This is a genomic window from Streptomyces griseorubiginosus (assembly GCF_001514195.1).
Lineage (GTDB): Bacteria > Actinomycetota > Actinomycetes > Streptomycetales > Streptomycetaceae > Streptomyces > Streptomyces griseorubiginosus.
In genome coordinates this window covers 130426-146454 of record NZ_KQ948747.1, presented here as the reverse complement: position 1 = coordinate 146454, position 16029 = coordinate 130426, and the positions used below count along the sequence as shown (strand labels likewise).

At 68.8% G+C, this 16029-nt stretch carries 17 protein-coding genes and 1 pseudogene; 11 read left to right on the top strand and 7 right to left on the bottom strand.

Going from position 1 to position 16029, the window contains the following annotated elements:
* Positions 1-66: 66 nt before the first annotated feature.
* On the top strand, positions 67-309 hold the full coding sequence (locus AQJ54_RS39745; RefSeq protein WP_062246073.1) for a hypothetical protein: 243 nt from the start codon (positions 67-69) through the stop codon (positions 307-309).
* A gap of 393 nt (positions 310-702) precedes the next feature.
* On the opposite strand, the pseudogene AQJ54_RS39740 reads toward AQJ54_RS39745, so the two are convergent.
* From AQJ54_RS39740 to AQJ54_RS39725, 4 genes and pseudogenes are all read right to left on the bottom strand, one after another.
* Positions 703-1005, bottom strand: a pseudogene (locus AQJ54_RS39740) (transposase); the annotation flags it as partial.
* Between the two features lie 113 nt (positions 1006-1118).
* Positions 1119-2453, bottom strand: a complete 1335-nt coding sequence (locus tag AQJ54_RS39735; RefSeq protein ID WP_062246071.1) for an enolase C-terminal domain-like protein — start codon at positions 2451-2453, stop codon at positions 1119-1121.
* A 67-nt stretch (positions 2454-2520) separates the two neighbouring features.
* Entirely contained in the window at positions 2521-3855 is a 1335-nt protein-coding gene (locus AQJ54_RS39730) for a gluconate:H+ symporter (protein WP_062246069.1), read from the bottom strand.
* A gap of 281 nt (positions 3856-4136) precedes the next feature.
* Positions 4137-5096 carry a 5-dehydro-4-deoxyglucarate dehydratase gene (locus tag AQJ54_RS39725; protein WP_062246140.1) on the bottom strand — a complete coding sequence of 320 codons (960 nt, stop codon included), beginning with the start codon at positions 5094-5096 and terminating at the stop codon, positions 4137-4139.
* 115 nt (positions 5097-5211) lie between these two features.
* Here AQJ54_RS39725 and AQJ54_RS39720 point away from each other — a divergent pair, with 115 nt between their 5' ends.
* The 5 genes from AQJ54_RS39720 (at position 5212) to AQJ54_RS39705 (ending at position 9510) form a co-directional block, all read left to right on the top strand.
* Positions 5212-6000: an IclR family transcriptional regulator gene (locus AQJ54_RS39720; RefSeq protein WP_062246067.1), complete on the top strand. Its 789-nt coding sequence runs from the start codon at positions 5212-5214 to the stop codon at positions 5998-6000.
* A 252-nt stretch (positions 6001-6252) separates the two neighbouring features.
* Complete coding sequence (locus tag AQJ54_RS47900; protein WP_211278635.1) at positions 6253-6690, top strand: hypothetical protein; 438 nt, start codon at positions 6253-6255, stop codon at positions 6688-6690.
* Between the two features lie 181 nt (positions 6691-6871).
* Positions 6872-7264, top strand: coding sequence for a hypothetical protein (locus AQJ54_RS39715; RefSeq protein WP_062246065.1), 393 nt, complete (start codon positions 6872-6874; stop codon positions 7262-7264).
* A gap of 5 nt (positions 7265-7269) precedes the next feature.
* Positions 7270-7938 carry a nucleotidyl transferase AbiEii/AbiGii toxin family protein gene (locus AQJ54_RS39710; RefSeq protein ID WP_062246064.1) on the top strand — a complete coding sequence of 223 codons (669 nt, stop codon included), beginning with the start codon at positions 7270-7272 and terminating at the stop codon, positions 7936-7938.
* A 291-nt stretch (positions 7939-8229) separates the two neighbouring features.
* Positions 8230-9510 carry a hypothetical protein gene (locus AQJ54_RS39705; RefSeq protein ID WP_159055616.1) on the top strand — a complete coding sequence of 427 codons (1281 nt, stop codon included), beginning with the start codon at positions 8230-8232 and terminating at the stop codon, positions 9508-9510.
* Between the two features lie 243 nt (positions 9511-9753).
* On the opposite strand, the gene AQJ54_RS45895 is transcribed toward AQJ54_RS39705, so the two are convergent.
* The 3 genes from AQJ54_RS45895 to AQJ54_RS47895 all read right to left on the bottom strand — a co-directional run bounded on the left by AQJ54_RS45895 (position 9754) and on the right by AQJ54_RS47895 (position 10903).
* On the bottom strand, positions 9754-9999 hold the full coding sequence (locus tag AQJ54_RS45895; protein WP_159055615.1) for a hypothetical protein: 246 nt from the start codon (positions 9997-9999) through the stop codon (positions 9754-9756).
* 355 nt (positions 10000-10354) lie between these two features.
* The gene (locus tag AQJ54_RS39700; RefSeq protein WP_062246062.1) at positions 10355-10579 is read right to left on the bottom strand and encodes a hypothetical protein; all 225 of its coding nucleotides are present in this window, start codon (positions 10577-10579) and stop codon (positions 10355-10357) included.
* A 174-nt stretch (positions 10580-10753) separates the two neighbouring features.
* The gene (locus AQJ54_RS47895) at positions 10754-10903 is read right to left on the bottom strand and encodes a hypothetical protein (protein ID WP_428843822.1); all 150 of its coding nucleotides are present in this window, start codon (positions 10901-10903) and stop codon (positions 10754-10756) included.
* A 269-nt stretch (positions 10904-11172) separates the two neighbouring features.
* On the opposite strand from AQJ54_RS47895, the gene AQJ54_RS39690 reads away from it, so the two are divergent.
* The 5 genes from AQJ54_RS39690 (at position 11173) to AQJ54_RS39670 (ending at position 16005) form a co-directional block, all read left to right on the top strand.
* Entirely contained in the window at positions 11173-11454 is a 282-nt protein-coding gene (locus AQJ54_RS39690) for a hypothetical protein (protein WP_062246059.1), read from the top strand.
* Entirely contained in the window at positions 11451-13757 is a 2307-nt protein-coding gene (locus tag AQJ54_RS39685; protein ID WP_346265480.1) for a heavy metal translocating P-type ATPase, read from the top strand. The genes AQJ54_RS39690 and AQJ54_RS39685 overlap by 4 nt, the downstream gene beginning before the upstream one ends.
* Complete coding sequence (locus AQJ54_RS39680; protein ID WP_062246058.1) at positions 13754-14281, top strand: copper chaperone PCu(A)C; 528 nt, start codon at positions 13754-13756, stop codon at positions 14279-14281. The genes AQJ54_RS39685 and AQJ54_RS39680 overlap by 4 nt, the downstream gene beginning before the upstream one ends.
* 133 nt (positions 14282-14414) lie before the next feature.
* Complete coding sequence (locus AQJ54_RS39675; protein ID WP_248845541.1) at positions 14415-15155, top strand: hypothetical protein; 741 nt, start codon at positions 14415-14417, stop codon at positions 15153-15155.
* Positions 15156-15399: 244 nt separating this feature from the next.
* The gene (locus AQJ54_RS39670; protein WP_062246054.1) at positions 15400-16005 is read left to right on the top strand and encodes a sigma-70 family RNA polymerase sigma factor; all 606 of its coding nucleotides are present in this window, start codon (positions 15400-15402) and stop codon (positions 16003-16005) included.
* Positions 16006-16029 lie beyond the last annotated feature (24 nt).

The following is a 16029-nucleotide window of genomic DNA, read 5'->3' as shown; positions in this document are numbered from 1 at the left end:
CCCACTTCTCGCCCAGCCACGCTTTTGTGGGAGACCCACCTGTTTCGCCTGCTCCGTTCCGGCGCTGTGAGCGATGACGACCTGGGCGTGGTTCTTGTCGGCTGTAGGGACGGCGCGAGTCGTGAGGTCTGCGATGAGCAATATGGCTACTTCTCGGAGGTCATCGCCCATGCCGGCGATGTAGACCAGATACTGGAGGGCAGCAAGCTCTCCGGCACGTACGGGGACGGAGAGGATCGCGTCCTTGCCGTCGTGGAGTACGGCGTTGACGGCCAAGCGCTCCGCGACGGCGTTGCGGGGGGTGACTGAAAGGGTCATTCGAACGAGGTCTTCTCGTGGAACGGAGCGAGCCGTTCGGCCAGGCCGTCGAGGTCGTCACCAGTCCGGCGGTAGCGGGAACAGTCCTTGCTGCCAGCGTTGCGGAAGTCCATAACGCCGGCAAGGAAGAAATCGGCGACCTTCTCGGGTACTGGCGTGAGGCCAACTCCCACCCAGGGGGGACCAGCTCGGCTCCACGGACTACTACAGCCAGGGCCCAGCCACTGCTGGTGTCCCATTCGAAGTGGAAGTCCAGTGCATCTGATCCAGTGTCCGTCGGGTGACCAGGCGGGGCGGGAGGGAAGGTCCGGGGGCGCCAGCCGAAAGTCAGGATGAGACGCTCGTTCAGAGGGCGTTTGATCTAAAAAGATTGCCCCTTATCTTCTAGTAAGTTCCTCGCCAGGTGGGGGTGGTCTCGTCCGTTATCCGCTTGGCGAGGTTGTCGATCGAGGCGACGTGGATCATGGCTGCGGAGCTGGTGGTGAGGGTCTCGTAGTCGCGGGCGAGACGCCGGTGCAGCATGATCCATCCAATGCTGCGCCCTACCACCCAGCGCCTTTTCACGACGTGGAAGCCGCGCTTCTCGGGGTTTCTGTTGACGACCTCGACGTCGATTCCGAGGGTGGCGCCGTGCTCGACGACGGCATTCTTGAAGCCGGTGTCGACCCAGCTTTTCGTGACGGCGGGTGACCATACTGCTGTCGGTGCGGCGCCCGTCGAGGCGGCCTTGGCGGACGAGACGATCGTTCTGGCGTCGCGCACACCATGGGCGGAAGAGAGCAGGGCACTCAGACAGTCGTCTACCGCACCAGGCAGGGGCGCTTGGCGTTGAATTCCCAGTCAGGGATCAGGTATTGCATGGTGACGGCATCGTCGCGTGCCCCCAATGCCTTCTCCCGGTAGAGCTCGTGGGCCGCGAGGAGCCGGTCCGTGTCGAGGTGGACGCCCAACCCCGGGGCGTCCGGGACGGCGATCTCACCGGCATCGATGCGCGGTGGGGCGGTGGTGAGCCGTTCCAGTCCCTCCTGCCAGATCCAGTGTGTGTCCAGGGCGTTGTACTCACCCGGTGCCGCAGCACCGCAGTGGGTCACCATGGCCAGGGAGATGTCGAAGTGGTTGTTGGAGTGGCAGCCCCAGGTCAGGCCCATCGCGTTGCACAGCTGCGCTACGCGCACAGAGCCCTGCATGGTCCAGAAGTGCGGGTCGGCCAGCGGGATGGAGACCGACTGGAGGGCCAGGGCGTGGGTCATCTGACGCCAGTCGGTGGCGATCATGTTGGTTGCGGTGGGAAGGCCGGTGTTGCGCCGGAACTCGGCGAGGATCTCCCGTCCGGAGTAGCCGCCTTCGGCTCCGCAGGGGTCCTCGGCGTAGGCGAGCGTGCCGACCAGGGGCCGGCACAGCTCGATCGCCTCGCGCAGTGACCACGCGCCGTTCGGGTCGAGGGTGATCCGGGCCTCGGGGAAACGGTTCTTGAGGGCGCGTACGGCCATGACCTCCTCGGCGCCCTCCAGGACGCCCCCCTTGAGCTTGAAGTCCCGGAATCCGTAGAGGTCGTAGGCCGCTTCAGCCTGACGGACGATCGCTTCCGGCGACAGGGCCTCCTCGTGCCGGACCCGGTACCACTCCACAGGAGAGTCGGGTTCGCGGACGTACTCCAGGTCGGTCGCGTCCGGGTCGCCGACGTAGAAGAGGTAGCCCAACACCTTTACGGAATTCCGCTGTTGACCATCTCCCAGGAGCGCCGCGACGGGCACGTCGAGGTGCTGTCCGAGGAGATCGAGCAGCGCCGACTCGACGGCGGTGACGGTGTGGACAGTGGTCCGCAGGTCGAAGGTCTGGGCACCCCGTCCACCGGCGTCTCGATCGGCGAACCGGTCGCCGATCATGCGCAGGACGCGCTTGTAGTCGCCCACCTTCGCGCCGACGACCAGGGACTCGGCGTCTCGCAGCGTCTGCGTGATCTTTTCCCCGCCGGGTACTTCCCCGAGTCCGGTACGTCCCTCGGAGTCGGTGAGGACGACGACGTTGCGGGTGAAGTAGGGGCCGTGTGCGCCGGAAAGGTTCAGCTCCATGCTGTCCCGGCCGGCGACCGGGTAGACGGAGAACGACGTGACGGTCGGCTGTCCGCTGCTCATCGGGTGTCCTTCTGCGGTGAGGTGGTGCGGTGGGTCGGATGTTTCCGGGTCCAGGAGGCTGGCGGGTTCAGAGGTTGAGGACGTCGAGGGTCCGCTCGGCCACCAGGACGGCACCCAGGCCGAGGACGGCGAGCACCGTCGTATAGGTGGTACGGACCTTGATCGCTTCGATGACGGAGAGGTTGAAGTACTCCTTGAACAGCCAGAATCCCGGGTCGTTGACATGGGAGCAGGCGATGGAACCGCAGGCGACCGCAAGAACCATCATCTCCGGGTGGACCCCGCTGCCCGCCAGGAGCGGCAGCACCACGCCGGAGGCCGTGACGACGGCAACCGTGGCCGATCCGAGCGCTACGCGGAGGATGACGGCGATGACCCAGGCGAGGACGATCGGCGAGATGGACCAGCCCTCGGTGGCGTCCTTGATGTAGTCCGAGATCCCTCCTTCGACGAGGACGTTCTTGAAGGCCCCGCCGGCACCGATCACCAGGAGGATCATCGCCATCGCCTGGGCCGCCGAGGTGCAGGAGGCGCCGACGTCGTCCAGACTCCGGCCGATCCGCGGACCGAACGCCCAGACCGCCAGACACAGCGTCAGCAGCAGCGCGATCGGTGCCGAGCCGATGAAGGTGATGACGTGCAGGAACGGGCTCTCGGCGGTGGCCATGTCGGTCACGGCGGCGGCGACGATCAGCACCACGGGGAACAGCGACACGAACAACGACCAGCCCAGGCCTGGCATTTCCTCGTCGGTGAACTCGCGCTCGCTGACCAGGCCCTTGGGGATGGACGGGGTCATCGCCTTGATGAACGGAAGGCGAGGCCAGGTGAGGGCGATTAGCGTACCGAGGGGAACGGCGATGAACAGGCCGTAGAACAGCGTCAGCCCGACGGAGGCGTGGAAGGTCGCGGCGACGGCGGTGGGGCCGGGGTGCGGCGGCAGGAAGCTGTGCATGGTGGACAGGGCGATGGACATCGGCAGGCCGACCCACAACAGCTTCGATCCGGTGACCCTGACCAGGGTGAACGCGATGGGCACGATGATGATGAAAGCGACCTCGTAGAACATGGTCACGCCGATCAGCATGGACGTGATCACCATGGCCACCTGAACCCGCCGGGGGCCGAAGGCGTGGAGGAGCGTGCAGGCTATCCGCTGTGCGGCGCCGGAGTCCCCCATGACGCGGCCGACCATGGCGCCCAGTCCTATGGTGAGCATGGTGTCGCCGATCTGGTCCCCGATGCCTTCGGAGAGGACATCCGGGATGCTCGCCACGGGAATTCCACGGACCAGTGCGACGCCGACCGCCACGAGCAGGAGGGCTGCGAAGCCGTTGAGCCTCAGCCTGGTCATGAGGAGAAGCAGACTCAGAACACTGATCCCGACTACGAGCAGAGGCATGGCAGTTCCCCTTTGAACTGTTGAGTGAGCAGTCGGAGGCTCCGCCGGCTCGGCGCACGGTCCGATCGGTGTACGGCGTGATCGGCCGCACGTCCGGAGGAGCGGTAGGGCGCTGGCGCGTGGTACTGGGGGTGATGAGGGCGGCGGCTGTGGCCGTACCGCGCGTGGGGGTAGCGAGGAGAGACGGGGTGGGTACTGGCCTGAGCCTGCTCCGGTCCAGGCTGTAGGGGGTTACCAGGCGAACACGACGGGCACCCGCGGGTTCGTCGGGTGCAGGATCGTCAAGCGGATCGGCGTGCGGCGCCGACCAGGCTCAGGCCGTGATCCAGCACCTTCTCCAGGTCGGCGAGGTCGACCGGGCCGGGGTCGGTGAGCGGGGCGCGCACCGGACCGAGCGGGAGGCCACGCAGCCGGGCGGCGGCCTTGACCAGGGAGACGGCGTAGCCCGGCACCCGGTCGCGCAGTTCGACCAGCGGAACGTAGAACTCGCGCAGGAGCCTGGTCACGCCCGCGTCGTCCCCGTCCCGCAGAGCGGCGAAGAAGGCGTTCGCGATCTCGGGCGCGAAGGCGTGGACCGCGGATGAGTACGCGGGGACGCCGACGGCGGCGTACGCACGGGCCTGAAGCTCAGCGGTGGCGGCGCCGTTGAAGAAGAGGAAGCCGTCGGGCGCGGCGAGCGTGAGGCGTTGGAGCCGGTCGAGGTCGCTGTGTCCGTCCTTCAGGCCGACGACGGTGGGGATCCGCGCGATCCGGCGCAGGCCGTCGGCGGTGAAGGAGACCTGGCCGCGCTGGTAGGCGATGAGTGGCAGCCGAGTCCCGGCGGCGATCCGGCTCAACTGCTCCACCAGACCGTCCTGCGGGGCCCCGACCAGGTAATGCGGCAGTACCAGCGCGGCGTCGGCACCGGCTTCCTCCGCGATCCGGGCGAACCGCAGCGCCTGCGCCCAGCCGTAGCCGATGCCTGCGACCACCGGCAACCGCCCGTCGGCGATCTCGACCGTGGTCCGTACAACCGCCCGGTACTCGTCCTCGTCCAGCGAGAAGAACTCTCCGGTCCCGCAGGCCGGGAACACCGCGCCGGGTGCTGTGGCCAACCTGTCGGCCAGGTACGCCCTGTACGCGTCCAGGTCGAGGCTGCCGTCGTCCCGGAAGCTCGTGAGGGGGAAGGACAGCACCCCGTTTGCCATTCCGTCACGGAGCCGCTGGGTGGCTTCTGCGACCTCCGCGCTGATCTCTGCCATGAGCTCCATCCCTGTATGCAGATGCCGTCCATGTATGCAGATGCAGATTAAATTGGTGAACAGGACGGGTCAATGGGCGTGCAGACACGGTTTGCTGCGGAATTACGATGGGGCCATGTCGGAGGGGAGAGGTGTCCGCGGCGTGAAGTCGGCGGCCCGGACCGTCGCGCTGCTGGAACTGCTCGCCGCGCGGGGCGAGCAGCCCTCGCGCCTGGACGAGCTCGCGGAGGATCTGGGCGTGCCACGCAGCAGCATGTACCAGCTGCTCCGCACCCTCGTCGACTGCGGCTGGGTCCGCACCGACGCCACCGGCTCCCTCTACGGCATCGGGATCCGCGCGCTGCTCACCGGCACCAGCTATCTTGACGGCGACCGGCGCATCCGTGCGGTCCGCCCTTACCTCGACGAGGCCTCGGACACGCTCGGCGAGACGATCCACATGGCACGGCTCGACGGCCCGGACGTCGTCTACCTCGTCACCCGTGAGTCCCATGAGTACCTGCGCACCATCAGCCGGGTCGGCCGTCGCGTCCCGGCCCATGCCGGAGCCCTCGGCAAAGCGCTGCTCGCCGAGCGCGCCGACGACGAACTACCTATGGCGGACAGGCCGTTGACCGCCCTCACAGGGAACACTCACACCGACCGTGCCGCACTGCTCGACGACCTGGCCCAGGTGCGCGAGCGCGGCTATTCCATCGACCGCGAAGAGACGGTGACCGGTATCGCCGGCTTCGGCTTCGCTCTGAGGTACGACACACCCGCCACCGACGCCATCAGCTGCTCGGTTCCGGTGGCCCGGCTCACCCGGGAACACGAGGTCCACATCGTCTCCGTGATGCGGGAGACACGAGCGAAGATCGAAACTCACCTTCCGCCCGTCTCAGGGGCACCCGACTGGCGCTGAGGCTGCGAGTGCGCCCGGTCCCCGCTGCTCGACGTCGCAATCAGCCGCATGGAGCGCACCAAAATCAAGCCGAGGGCCAGGAGCTCCGCTATACCTCCCGTTCAGCCCGGACGGCCACACTCTGGCCGGAGCGAGTGGCTGGCTGTGCAAAGACCCGGGGGTGCGCACCGACCGACTCCGGGACAGCTACCGTGTCGGCGCTGATTTGGCGGCGATGGCTTACTGGCCCTAACAAAGCCGCTGGACGTGGCGGTGCATGATCAGGCAGACGGCGAGGCCGAGGAAGGCCTCATTCTGGGAACTTCGTTCCTTCCCGGCCGAGTGTTTACCTCGCCGGCGGACTTCAACATCCAGCTTGCAGACTGGCTGACCAGGGCGAGCCGGCGCATCCACCGCACTTTGCAGGCCCGCCCGGCGGACCGGCTCGAAGCGGACCGCTCCCGGATGCTGGTCTTGCCGCCGATTGCCACGCCGGGCTGGTGGAAGGCGTCGCTGCGGCTGCCCCAGCGCGCGCAGCCGCCGAGGATCAAAACTTCGGAACCGACCAAGATCTGCGACTTGGGCGACCGCCGACTGAGCAAGCGTCGTGATACTCCGTCAGAATCAGCGTCGAACGAGCATCAAGACGTTTCCCCCAGCCGCCTCACGAACTCGCGGCAGAGTGCTCCTCACCCGTGCGCCGCCGCGTGAAGCCCGCAGTGAGGCACGGGGCGCAAGCCTGCGACACGCTCCACGCGGTAACCTTGGCATACAGGTCGAGCACACCAGCCGAGCTGCCACGATCAGCCCCCTGCTGGCTCCTTCTTGCTCACTCCAGCTATCGGCTCGCTCCCATGCCCCGCGCCGCTTCTTCAACCGCCATAATGGGCTCATGGCTTCCAGCTCACAGCATCGCGCCCCGGCACCGAGAGACCTCTCGGGCGCGGATGCCGAGGACCTCGCGCTGTACCGGGAGAAGTTCCGGCTTCGTCTTCCACAGTCGCTGGACCAGCTGCAAGGGCCGACTCATGGTGTCGTGGAGCTACCGCTGCACATGGCCTGGTCCGGGATGACGTCGTACGACCTAGGCAAGCCTCGCCAGCGCATGGGCTTGTACCGCACCGTCCTGCACGAGGGCCTGCGTGACGACCTGCCCCGCTACCTCAACCGGGACATGCTTCTCCATCTGTGGCCGGTGCTGCGCACACTCGTCGGTCGCACCGTGCGCACCGTGTGGGAGGACGACTTCCCCCAGCTCGCCGCCCGTACCCGGGCAGCCGCGTGACGGACATGCCGGAGCTGCACACGCGGCTCCTGGCAGATGTGATGGCGCTCGGTTCCCCGTATCCACTAGTCCTCACCGGTGGATACGCCGTGCGGGCGCACCGCCTCGTAAACCGCCCCAGTCAAGACCTCGACGTCGCCACCGAAAACCCGGCGCCCATGGCCGACATCGCCGCCACACTCCGCGTCGGCCTGGAAGCCCGCGGCTGGCAGGTGCACGCGCTCGAGACCGCCCCGCTGTCCGCCCGCTTCACCGTGACCGACCCGGCCACCGGGCAAGAATGCGAAGTCGACATCCTCAAGGAGATCTTCTGGCGGCCGGTCGCCAATAGCCCATACGGGCCCATCCTCGCGGAGGAGGACGTGATTGGGACCAAGGTCCGCGCCCTCGCCGACCGCGGAGCACCCCGCGACCTGATCGACGTGTTCGCAGCATCCCGCCGCTGGAGCAATGCCGAGCTCGAGGAGTTCGGCCGCCGCCACTCCCGCGGCCGCTTCGAGCACGAGGATCTGCAGTCGAACCTCACCGGCGCCGAGTGGACGGACGACGAAGCCTTCGCCGCCTACGGCCTCGATGACGCCACCGTCACCGCGCTTCGCACTTGGGCTGTGGAGTGGGCCGACGACCTCGCGGCCCGTCTCCTGGAAGAGGCCGATGATCCGGACATCGACTGATCACGTCCGGGTGAGACCATACCCGCAATCGATCAGCGTGAGCCATCGAGTGGCGACAAGCTCACAGCCAGACCCAGAAGCCCGGAGCCCGACGATCTTACGAATGACCGCCTCAGGCCCACGCTTGGAAGGTAGGACAAGTTTAAGGATCTGTCTGTGACGGTTGATGCGGATGCAAAGTTGCCGCCGGGGCATGGTGGTTCTTGGCTGGCGCGGGGCGGGGTGCTGAGGTGCCAGTCGCTCACCTCGTCTTCGGGTGGCTACTCCCTGCTTCATACTATGGGCTCCGGGGTGGTTCTGTATGAGAACACGCTGGGTCGGCCGGTGTGGTCCGCCCCGGTCGGGCGGTCTTCTTGCCTGGCTCTGGGCCTGGATGGCGATCTGGTGGCTTGGGGCGGCGGCCGGCGGCCGGTGTGGACGAGTGGCACAGCCAGGTCCGGCGCACAGCGGCTGGAGGTGCGGGACAGCGGCGAGGCTGTGCTGGTGGATGACGACAGCCGGGTGGTCTGGACCACCGGGGCGGCGACCGTACCAGTGGCCGCCCCGCAGCCAGGGCGAAGGGCGGTGCTACGGCGCGGCGAGAGACTACGGCATCAGAGCCTGACCAGCGACGACGGCAGTACCGTTCTGATTGCCGATGGTTCGTGGGTAGCGGTGCTCGATACGTATGGCGAGCTGAAGTGGAACCACGCCTACGAGCAGGGCCAGCTCAACGTGATGGATAAGCATGGGGTGGTTCACCCGCGAGACGCCGAGGCCCAGGCCCGGATGTATCTCGTCCTCGACGAGGACGGGATGCTGCAGATGCGCTACCCCGACGGAACGGTGGTCAGCGAGATAGCCGGCCCAGGACATGAGCTGGTCGTGGTCAGGGGTCAGGCGCAATTGCGCGGCGGCGATCGCACAGTGGTGTGGACCACAGCCCGGGGCGGCCTGTCCGAGGCCGCCCCGCCACAGCAGCCACCTGTGTCGTGCCAGCATCAGCTGGAAGCGTGGGTGGATTCCCTGACAGGCGAGGGGGGCTACTGCGCGACGGTCGTGCGCGATCTCGGACCTGCCGAGGCGCTGCGCCGGCTAGGCCTCGCGGGTGACGCGCTCACCCGTGGAACCTGGGCGCAGCTGGCTGCCTGCCGCGACCGGCACCCAGCCGGTGCCGAGGCGGTCACTGTCGCTGCTGTCGCGCTGGGCCCGCACACGCTGGTGCTGGCCGGTGACTGGCGGATGGGCCCGCCCAGGCCGGAGTTGTCGGCAGGGACGCTGGCCGTGACCAACTGTCACATCACCCGTGTGCGCGCCGATGGCCCCGCTCGTCGCGATGATATGGAGTCAGACTTCGTCGTGCACCGTAATGGGGCACTTGTTGCCCACTTGCGCGATAAGCCGACGCGCCGTAAGGGCGTCAAGGTGGCCGAAGTAGCGGCAGCGCTGGCCGACATGGGCTCCTGGAACGCGGCCACCTGGGCCAGACTTTACGGGCTTGAGCTGATGTGCCGGGTGGCGGGGGTATCCCCCACGGCCACAGCGCTTGCCGGCGAGCTGCTGGGCGGGATCGTGGTCGTGCACGCCCACTAGATCAACGAAGGCACCATCAGCTACAGCGGTGTCATCGCGGGTTTCCCCCAGCCACAGGAGTCACTGAACCCCGATCCACCGGCTGATGTTTCCGAAGTCCGCTTTCTCGCCGAGGGCTGATGGTGGGGTGGGGCCATGAGTTCGCGGGCGTGCAGTGTCCGCCGCGCTCGGGTCGTGGCCTGTCCGAGGTGTCTTTCGGGTCGGGGCTGGGTCGTGGCGGTGTCGCCGGTGGCCGGGCGGCCGTCAGAGTGCGGTGTAGACAGAGGCCGTCAAGGTGTTGATGACGAGTGGTGGACGGCTTCGAACAAGTCCTGGTGGGCGTGCTGCCACGGCCAGTTGGCGGGCAGGGTGGGCGGGCAGTTTGATCTTCGCGGTGCGGGCGAGTCGGGCAGAGACGTGGATCAGGTGGGCGCAGAGTGTGGCGGTGGGGGCCTTGGCGTGAAAGGCCGAGGCCAGGGCGCCGGCGGCCAGCAGCAGATTGTGCGGCATGGCCCGCAGGGTCAGTCAGGCGGCATTCGCCTGGAAGTTTCCCGAGTGCAGGTAGGCGAGCGCGGAGGACTTCCCGTCGCGATCGCCTGTTCCACGACGGCATGTTGCCTGTGGTGCAGTTCGGCCTGAAGCATGCCGAAGGGCTGTTGGTGAAAACGGGGTGGTAGCGCCAGAAGTCGAACAACTCGCCCTGTCTGGTGGCTACTCGCGTGTTCAGGCGTCGCACCCGGCGCACGATCAGTCGGGCGGTGATCTGCTCGGCTTTCTTGCGTCCGGTGAACGCGGTGTACTCGGTCTCGGCGACCTCGACGGCGGAGACCATTTCGCCGGTGTCGGGATCCACGATGGCCTCGGGTTAGTGGATCGAGACCCAGGCGTCTTCGGTGATGCGGCCGATCGCGGCGGCGATGGAGGGGTTCAGGCCCGTGGTCAGGGAGAAGTGGGCACCGGCTGTGTGGCAGGCGGAGACCACGTCGGCGGTGCAGAACAGGTTGTCCGCCCGCACCATCCGGATTCCGGTTCCGCCCGCGTCCTTCGCGATGGCCAGGGCCTGGGCGACGGCTTTTCGCGCCGCGGACATCGGCGCCCTTGCCGCGGCGCGGGCGGACCGTACCGATCACCGGCCGGGCGAGCGGGGTGGACCGGGCGGCCAAGATCGGGTGCAGGGTGGTCGAGAGCTCCGGACACAGACACTTCTATGTTGCCGATGAGACCGCACACACCCCCAACGAGCAGCTCCTGCTCATAGTCGGCATCAGTGCTGAGGACAACGAATCGGCCGACGCCCGTTGCGTCGCCGCGGATCTCTGGGGGTTTCATTGAGTGTGTGGCGCAGGAGCGCGAGGCCGGTCTCGGCGTCGTGGTCGCGGGCTCCAATCAGGCCGTCGGCGTAGAGGGCGAGCAGGCTGCCCTCCGGCAGGTCGACCTCCGCCGCCTCGAACCTCGGGCGGCCCTATACGCCGCAGCCGTAACCGGAGATCGCCGCGAGGTCCGGTGCGGTGACCTGACGCAGCCGGACATTGACACGCACCACGCGAAGACCAATGCCTCTCATGTGTCGCACGTCACGCTTCGGCGCGGGAACTCAGCGTTCCAACTGGCCGACTCCTGCAACGGTACGGCTTCAAGTGATGTCCGTTGTATGACGGTTCGACGCGACCAGGAAGGTCGAGCATGGCCGAGATCCGACAACCGTCCCACCCTGTCGGCGTGATCGCCCGCAGGCTGCTGCCGCCCCCGGCGTGGTGCGGTTTCCTGCTGCTGCTCGTCCTCGTGTTCTCAGTGTCCTACGCCGTCGGATCGGCTGCCGGGCCGGTGGCACCCGGCATTCACGGGACCGGGAGCGTCGAAAGCGGAGACGGTGGAGACGGCAGTGGTGGCGGCATGGAGGAGATGCCCGGGACGGACAAGAGCATGCAGAACATGCCGCGGATGACGTACGGGAGTGGGCAGTGACGGCGGGTGAAGCGGTGACCGGTCTCGTGGTCACGGACCTGACCGTCGGCGGAATGACCTGCGCGGCCTGTGTGCGGCGGGTGGAGAAGAAGCTCACCAAGCTGGACGGCGTCACGGCCACCGTGAACCTCGCCACCGGAACTGCTCGGGTCAGTCACCCGGCGGCCATCGCGCCGGAGGAACTCGTCACCACGGTCGAACAGGCCGGCTACCAGGCTGCCCTGCCCGTACCGCCCGTCCAAGAGGACGAGCGGACGGCGGACGCCGACCCGGACGGCACCGAGACCGCCACCCGGCAGGAGCGCGAACGGCTTCTCATCACCGCACTGCTCGCCGCCCCCGTACTGGTGCTGTCGATGGTGCCCGACCTCCAGTTCCGCAACTGGCAGTGGCTGTGCTTCGCGCTGGCCGCCCCCGTGGCGGTGTGGAGCGCCTGGCCCTTCCACGAGCGCGCGCTACGCGGGCTGCGCCACTCCGCGGCCACCATGGACACACTGGTCTGTCTGGGAGTGGTGGCGTCCTTCTCCTGGTCGGCGTACGCGCTGTTCCTCGGCGGAGCGGGCGAACCGGGGATGCGGATGCCGTTCAGTCTGCTGCCGTCCGCGTCGGACGGCACTGCGCACGTCTATCTGGAAGCGGCGGTGAGCGTGCCTCTGTTCGTGCTGACCGGACGGTACTTGGAGGCGCGGGCGCGCCGGCGGACCGGGACGGCCCTGCGGGCGCTGGCGGACCTGGCGGCCAAGGAGGTGTCCGTCCGCGACGAGCACGGCGAGCGGTCCGTCCCCATCGGGCAGTTGAGGGTCGGGCAGGTCTTCGTCGTGCGTCCGGGGGAGCGTGTCGCCACCGATGGGCAGGTGGCGGAGGGCAGTTCGGCCGTGGACCTGTCTCTGGTGACCGGCGAGAGTGAGCCGGTCGAGGTCGGCCCCGGTTCGACGCTGGTCGGCGGGGCCGTCAACGCCGGCGGACTGCTGCTCGTACGGGCGACGGCCGTCGGTGTGGACACCCGGCTGGCGCGGATCACCCGCTTGGTCACCGAGGCGCAGGCGGGCAAGGCACGGGCGCAGCGCCTGGCCGACACGGTGGCCGGGGTCTTCGTGCCGGTGGTGCTGACGATCGCGGTGACCGTCCTCGGGTTCTGGCTAGGCGCCGGCGCCGACCCGCAGGCGGCGCTCACCGCCTGCGTGGCCGTACTCGTCGTGGCCTGCCCGTGTGCGCTGGGGCTCGCCACCCCGACCGCCCTGATGGCCGCCACCGGGCGCGGGGCGCAACTGGGTGTGCTGGTGAGCGGTCCGCAGACGCTGGAGGCGCTCCAGCACGTGGACACGGTCGTCCTGGACAAGACCGGCACCCTGACCTCCGGTCACATGACAGTCGCCCGGGTGACCACCGTGCCCGGCGGCCCTGCGCAGGAGGAGGTGGTCCGCCTGGCGGGAGCGGTGGAGCAGGGCTCCGAGCACCCGATCGGGCGGGCGGTCACGGCGTATGCGCGCCGCTCGGCGGGCCAGAGGCCGCTCCCGGACTGTATCGGTTTCACCGCCACGGCGGGATGGGGCGTCACGGGGCGTGTGGCCGGTCGTACGGTCGAAGTGGCCGTGCCGGAGGGCGAGTTGCCGCCCGTGCTGGCCGACGCTCTGGCCGCGGCTGAGGGGGAGGCGTGCACGCCCGTGGTGGTCCGGGTGGACGGCAGGGCCGTGGCGCTGATCGCCGTCGGCGACGTCGTGCGGCCCGGCAGCTACCGTGCCGTGGAACGGCTGCGGCGACTGGGCTTGCGCCTGGTGCTCGCCACCGGAGACCGCGAGGCTCCGGCGAGGGCGGTGGCGGAGGCGCTCGGGATCGATGAGGTGCACGTCTGCTGCTCCCCGGAGGACAAGGCCGTCCTGGTCCGGTGGCTGCGGGAGGAGGGCTGCCGGGTCGCGGTGGTCGGCGACGGTGTGAACGACGCCGCCGCGCTGGCCGGCGCCGACCTGGGCATCGCCATGGGCAGCGGCACGGACGTGGCCATCGGGGCAGCCGACCTGACTCTGGTGCGCGGCGACATCGAGGCACTCGTTGACGCTGTCGGGCTGGCCAGGCGGACGCTCGGCACCATTCGCGCCAACCTGTTGTGGGCTTTCGGCTATAACGTCATCACCGTACCGCTGGCCATGGTGGGTCTGCTCAACCCCATGCTCGCCGCCGCCGCGATGTCGGTGAGCTCGGTGCTCGTGGTGGCCAACAGCCTGCGCCTGCGCGGTTGGCAACCGCAACGGACACCCGGCGGCCGTGCTCGCAGGGCACGATCAGGGAAGGCGGCAGTTCTGTGAGGTCGACGACCACGGCCCTCTACGACCGGCGTCGGCTGAAGGACGGCGTGCTGGCCGCCCTCGTCCCCGTCGCCGCGTGCAGCGTGGCACTGGCGGGCCTCACCGCCTGGATTGGCACCGGCGAGGCGGGCAGCCCGGCACGTATGAACGTCACCGAGGGACGCGTCCTGCTGCCGTCCGCCGGAGTCACGGAGACGGCCGCGTTCTTCCGTATGGAGAACAAGGGCGGGTCGGCAGACACACTGATACGGGTGACCTCGCGCGATGTCCCCGGCGGCATAACGCTCGCCCGGCACCGTATGAACGAGGGGAACGGGGCCTACCGCGCCGGTGTCGAGTCGGTTGGGATACCGGCGGGCGGGAGCGTCGTGATGTCGCCGCAAGGGGTGGACCTGACGGTGTCCGCTCCGGCCAGTAAGTGGCGTTCGGGCGATCTGGTGCCCTTCACCCTGGAGTTCCGGCGCAGTGGGCGGGTCAAGGTCCTAGCGGTGGTGGTGCGTCCGGGAAGTGCCTCGTTCCAGTAGTCGTGCCGCCCGGTCGCCGAGTTCCCGATCGTCGAGTGTGAGGCGCGCACTGGCTGGTCGGTGATTCGGACGGCGGGTGCCCGCACGTACCCCCTGACGACGAGGGGAGGCCGAGTGCGAGGATGGGCGGGTTGTGACTGTCCGAGGGTGGTGCCGTGCGCTGCGGGCCTGTGTGTTCGCCACAGCCTGCGTGCTGCTCGCTGCCCTCGGCCACGTGCTCATGTCGGGCGCCTCGGTCCCCTGGTGGGCCATGGTCTCCGGTGCGGCCGGGACCGGCACCGCGGGCTGGCTGCTGGCCGGCCGTGAACGGGGGCACATGCTGATCGTCACGGTCGTGACGATTGCACAGGCGGTGCTGCACGAGGGGTTCTCGCTCGCGCAGACGCTCACACCCGCGTCGGTGCCCGGACGAGGTGCCGTGACCAGTGCCCCAGGCTCCACGACGAGCATGAGTGGCATGGCCATGGGCTCTCCACCAATGGGCTCCAGTGGCTCCATGAGCTCGATGGGATCCATGCACATGGGTCCCATGGAGATGGGCCCCATGGCGCATGCCATGACCGGCGCCCCCCACACGCACGGTATGACCGGTACGAGCGGCACCGCCCCGTACGGCATGTTCGCCGCCCACCTCCTGGCCGCAATCCTGTGCGGGCTCTGGCTCGCGTGCGGCGAGCGCGCGGTCTTTCGCGTCTTGCGGGCCGCGGCCACGCGGCTGGTGGCACCCTTGCGGATGCTGCTGGCCGGGCCCCCGCCGCTCCCGCGCCCGATCGAGGGCCGACGCCGCGCCGCCGACGTTCCGGGGCCGGCGCGCCTTCTCCTCTGCTGCTCCCTCACCTCTCGGGCGCCGCCCACGGGTGCCGCTGTCGCCTGACAGCCGGAACCACCGGGTCCTCACGTCTCGCTCTCCTTCTGCGTCCTGCCACGTTGGCACGCAGTTCCTTCCTGCCGGCGTTTCAGCCCGGCGCGTCCACGTACCGCCGTGCGCGGACACCCTCCTGTCGGGCCCCGGGCATCGCCGTACCCACCGCGTACGGCCGCACCTCAAGTCCTGGTACGCCGTCACCGCTCCCAGCGGCCGGCCCCGGACGTCCTGACGACCCGAGAAGGACATACACGTGACTGTTACCGTCCTGCCCGCTTCCCGGACCCGACGCGCCGCGACGGACGCGGAGGCAACCGCCTGGGCGCTGGCCGCCCGTAGCGGCGACGCCCGCGCAGCTGAGCACTTCGTCCGCGCGCTCCACAACGACGTGTTGTGCTACGTCGCCCGCCTCAGCGGCGATCCCCAGGGCGCGCACGACCTGACCCAGGAAACCTTCGCGCGGGCCTTGGATAGCCTGCCTCGCTTCGAGGGGCGAGCCTCGGCCCGCACCTGGCTGCTGTCCATTGCTCGCCGTGCCGTGGTCGACAGCTTCCGGCACGCCGCCGCCAGGCCACGGCTCGCCGACGTCCCCGACTGGCAGCCGGTCGTCGAACGCAACCAGCCGCGCGGCCTTCCGGGCTTCGAAGAAAGAGTGGCGCTGTTCGACCTGCTGGACGCGCTGCCCGGCGAACGCCGTGAAGCGTTCGTCCTCACCCAGGTGGTCGGCCTGTCCTATATAGAGGCCGCCGGCTTCACCGGCTGCCCCGTCGGCACCATCCGTTCCCGGGTCTCCCGCGCCCGGGCGACCTTGGAACGGCAACTCCTGGAAGCCGAGGCACCAGCTGCCCTGGCGGCCTGACACGCAAGCGGGTTGGTGCTCCCC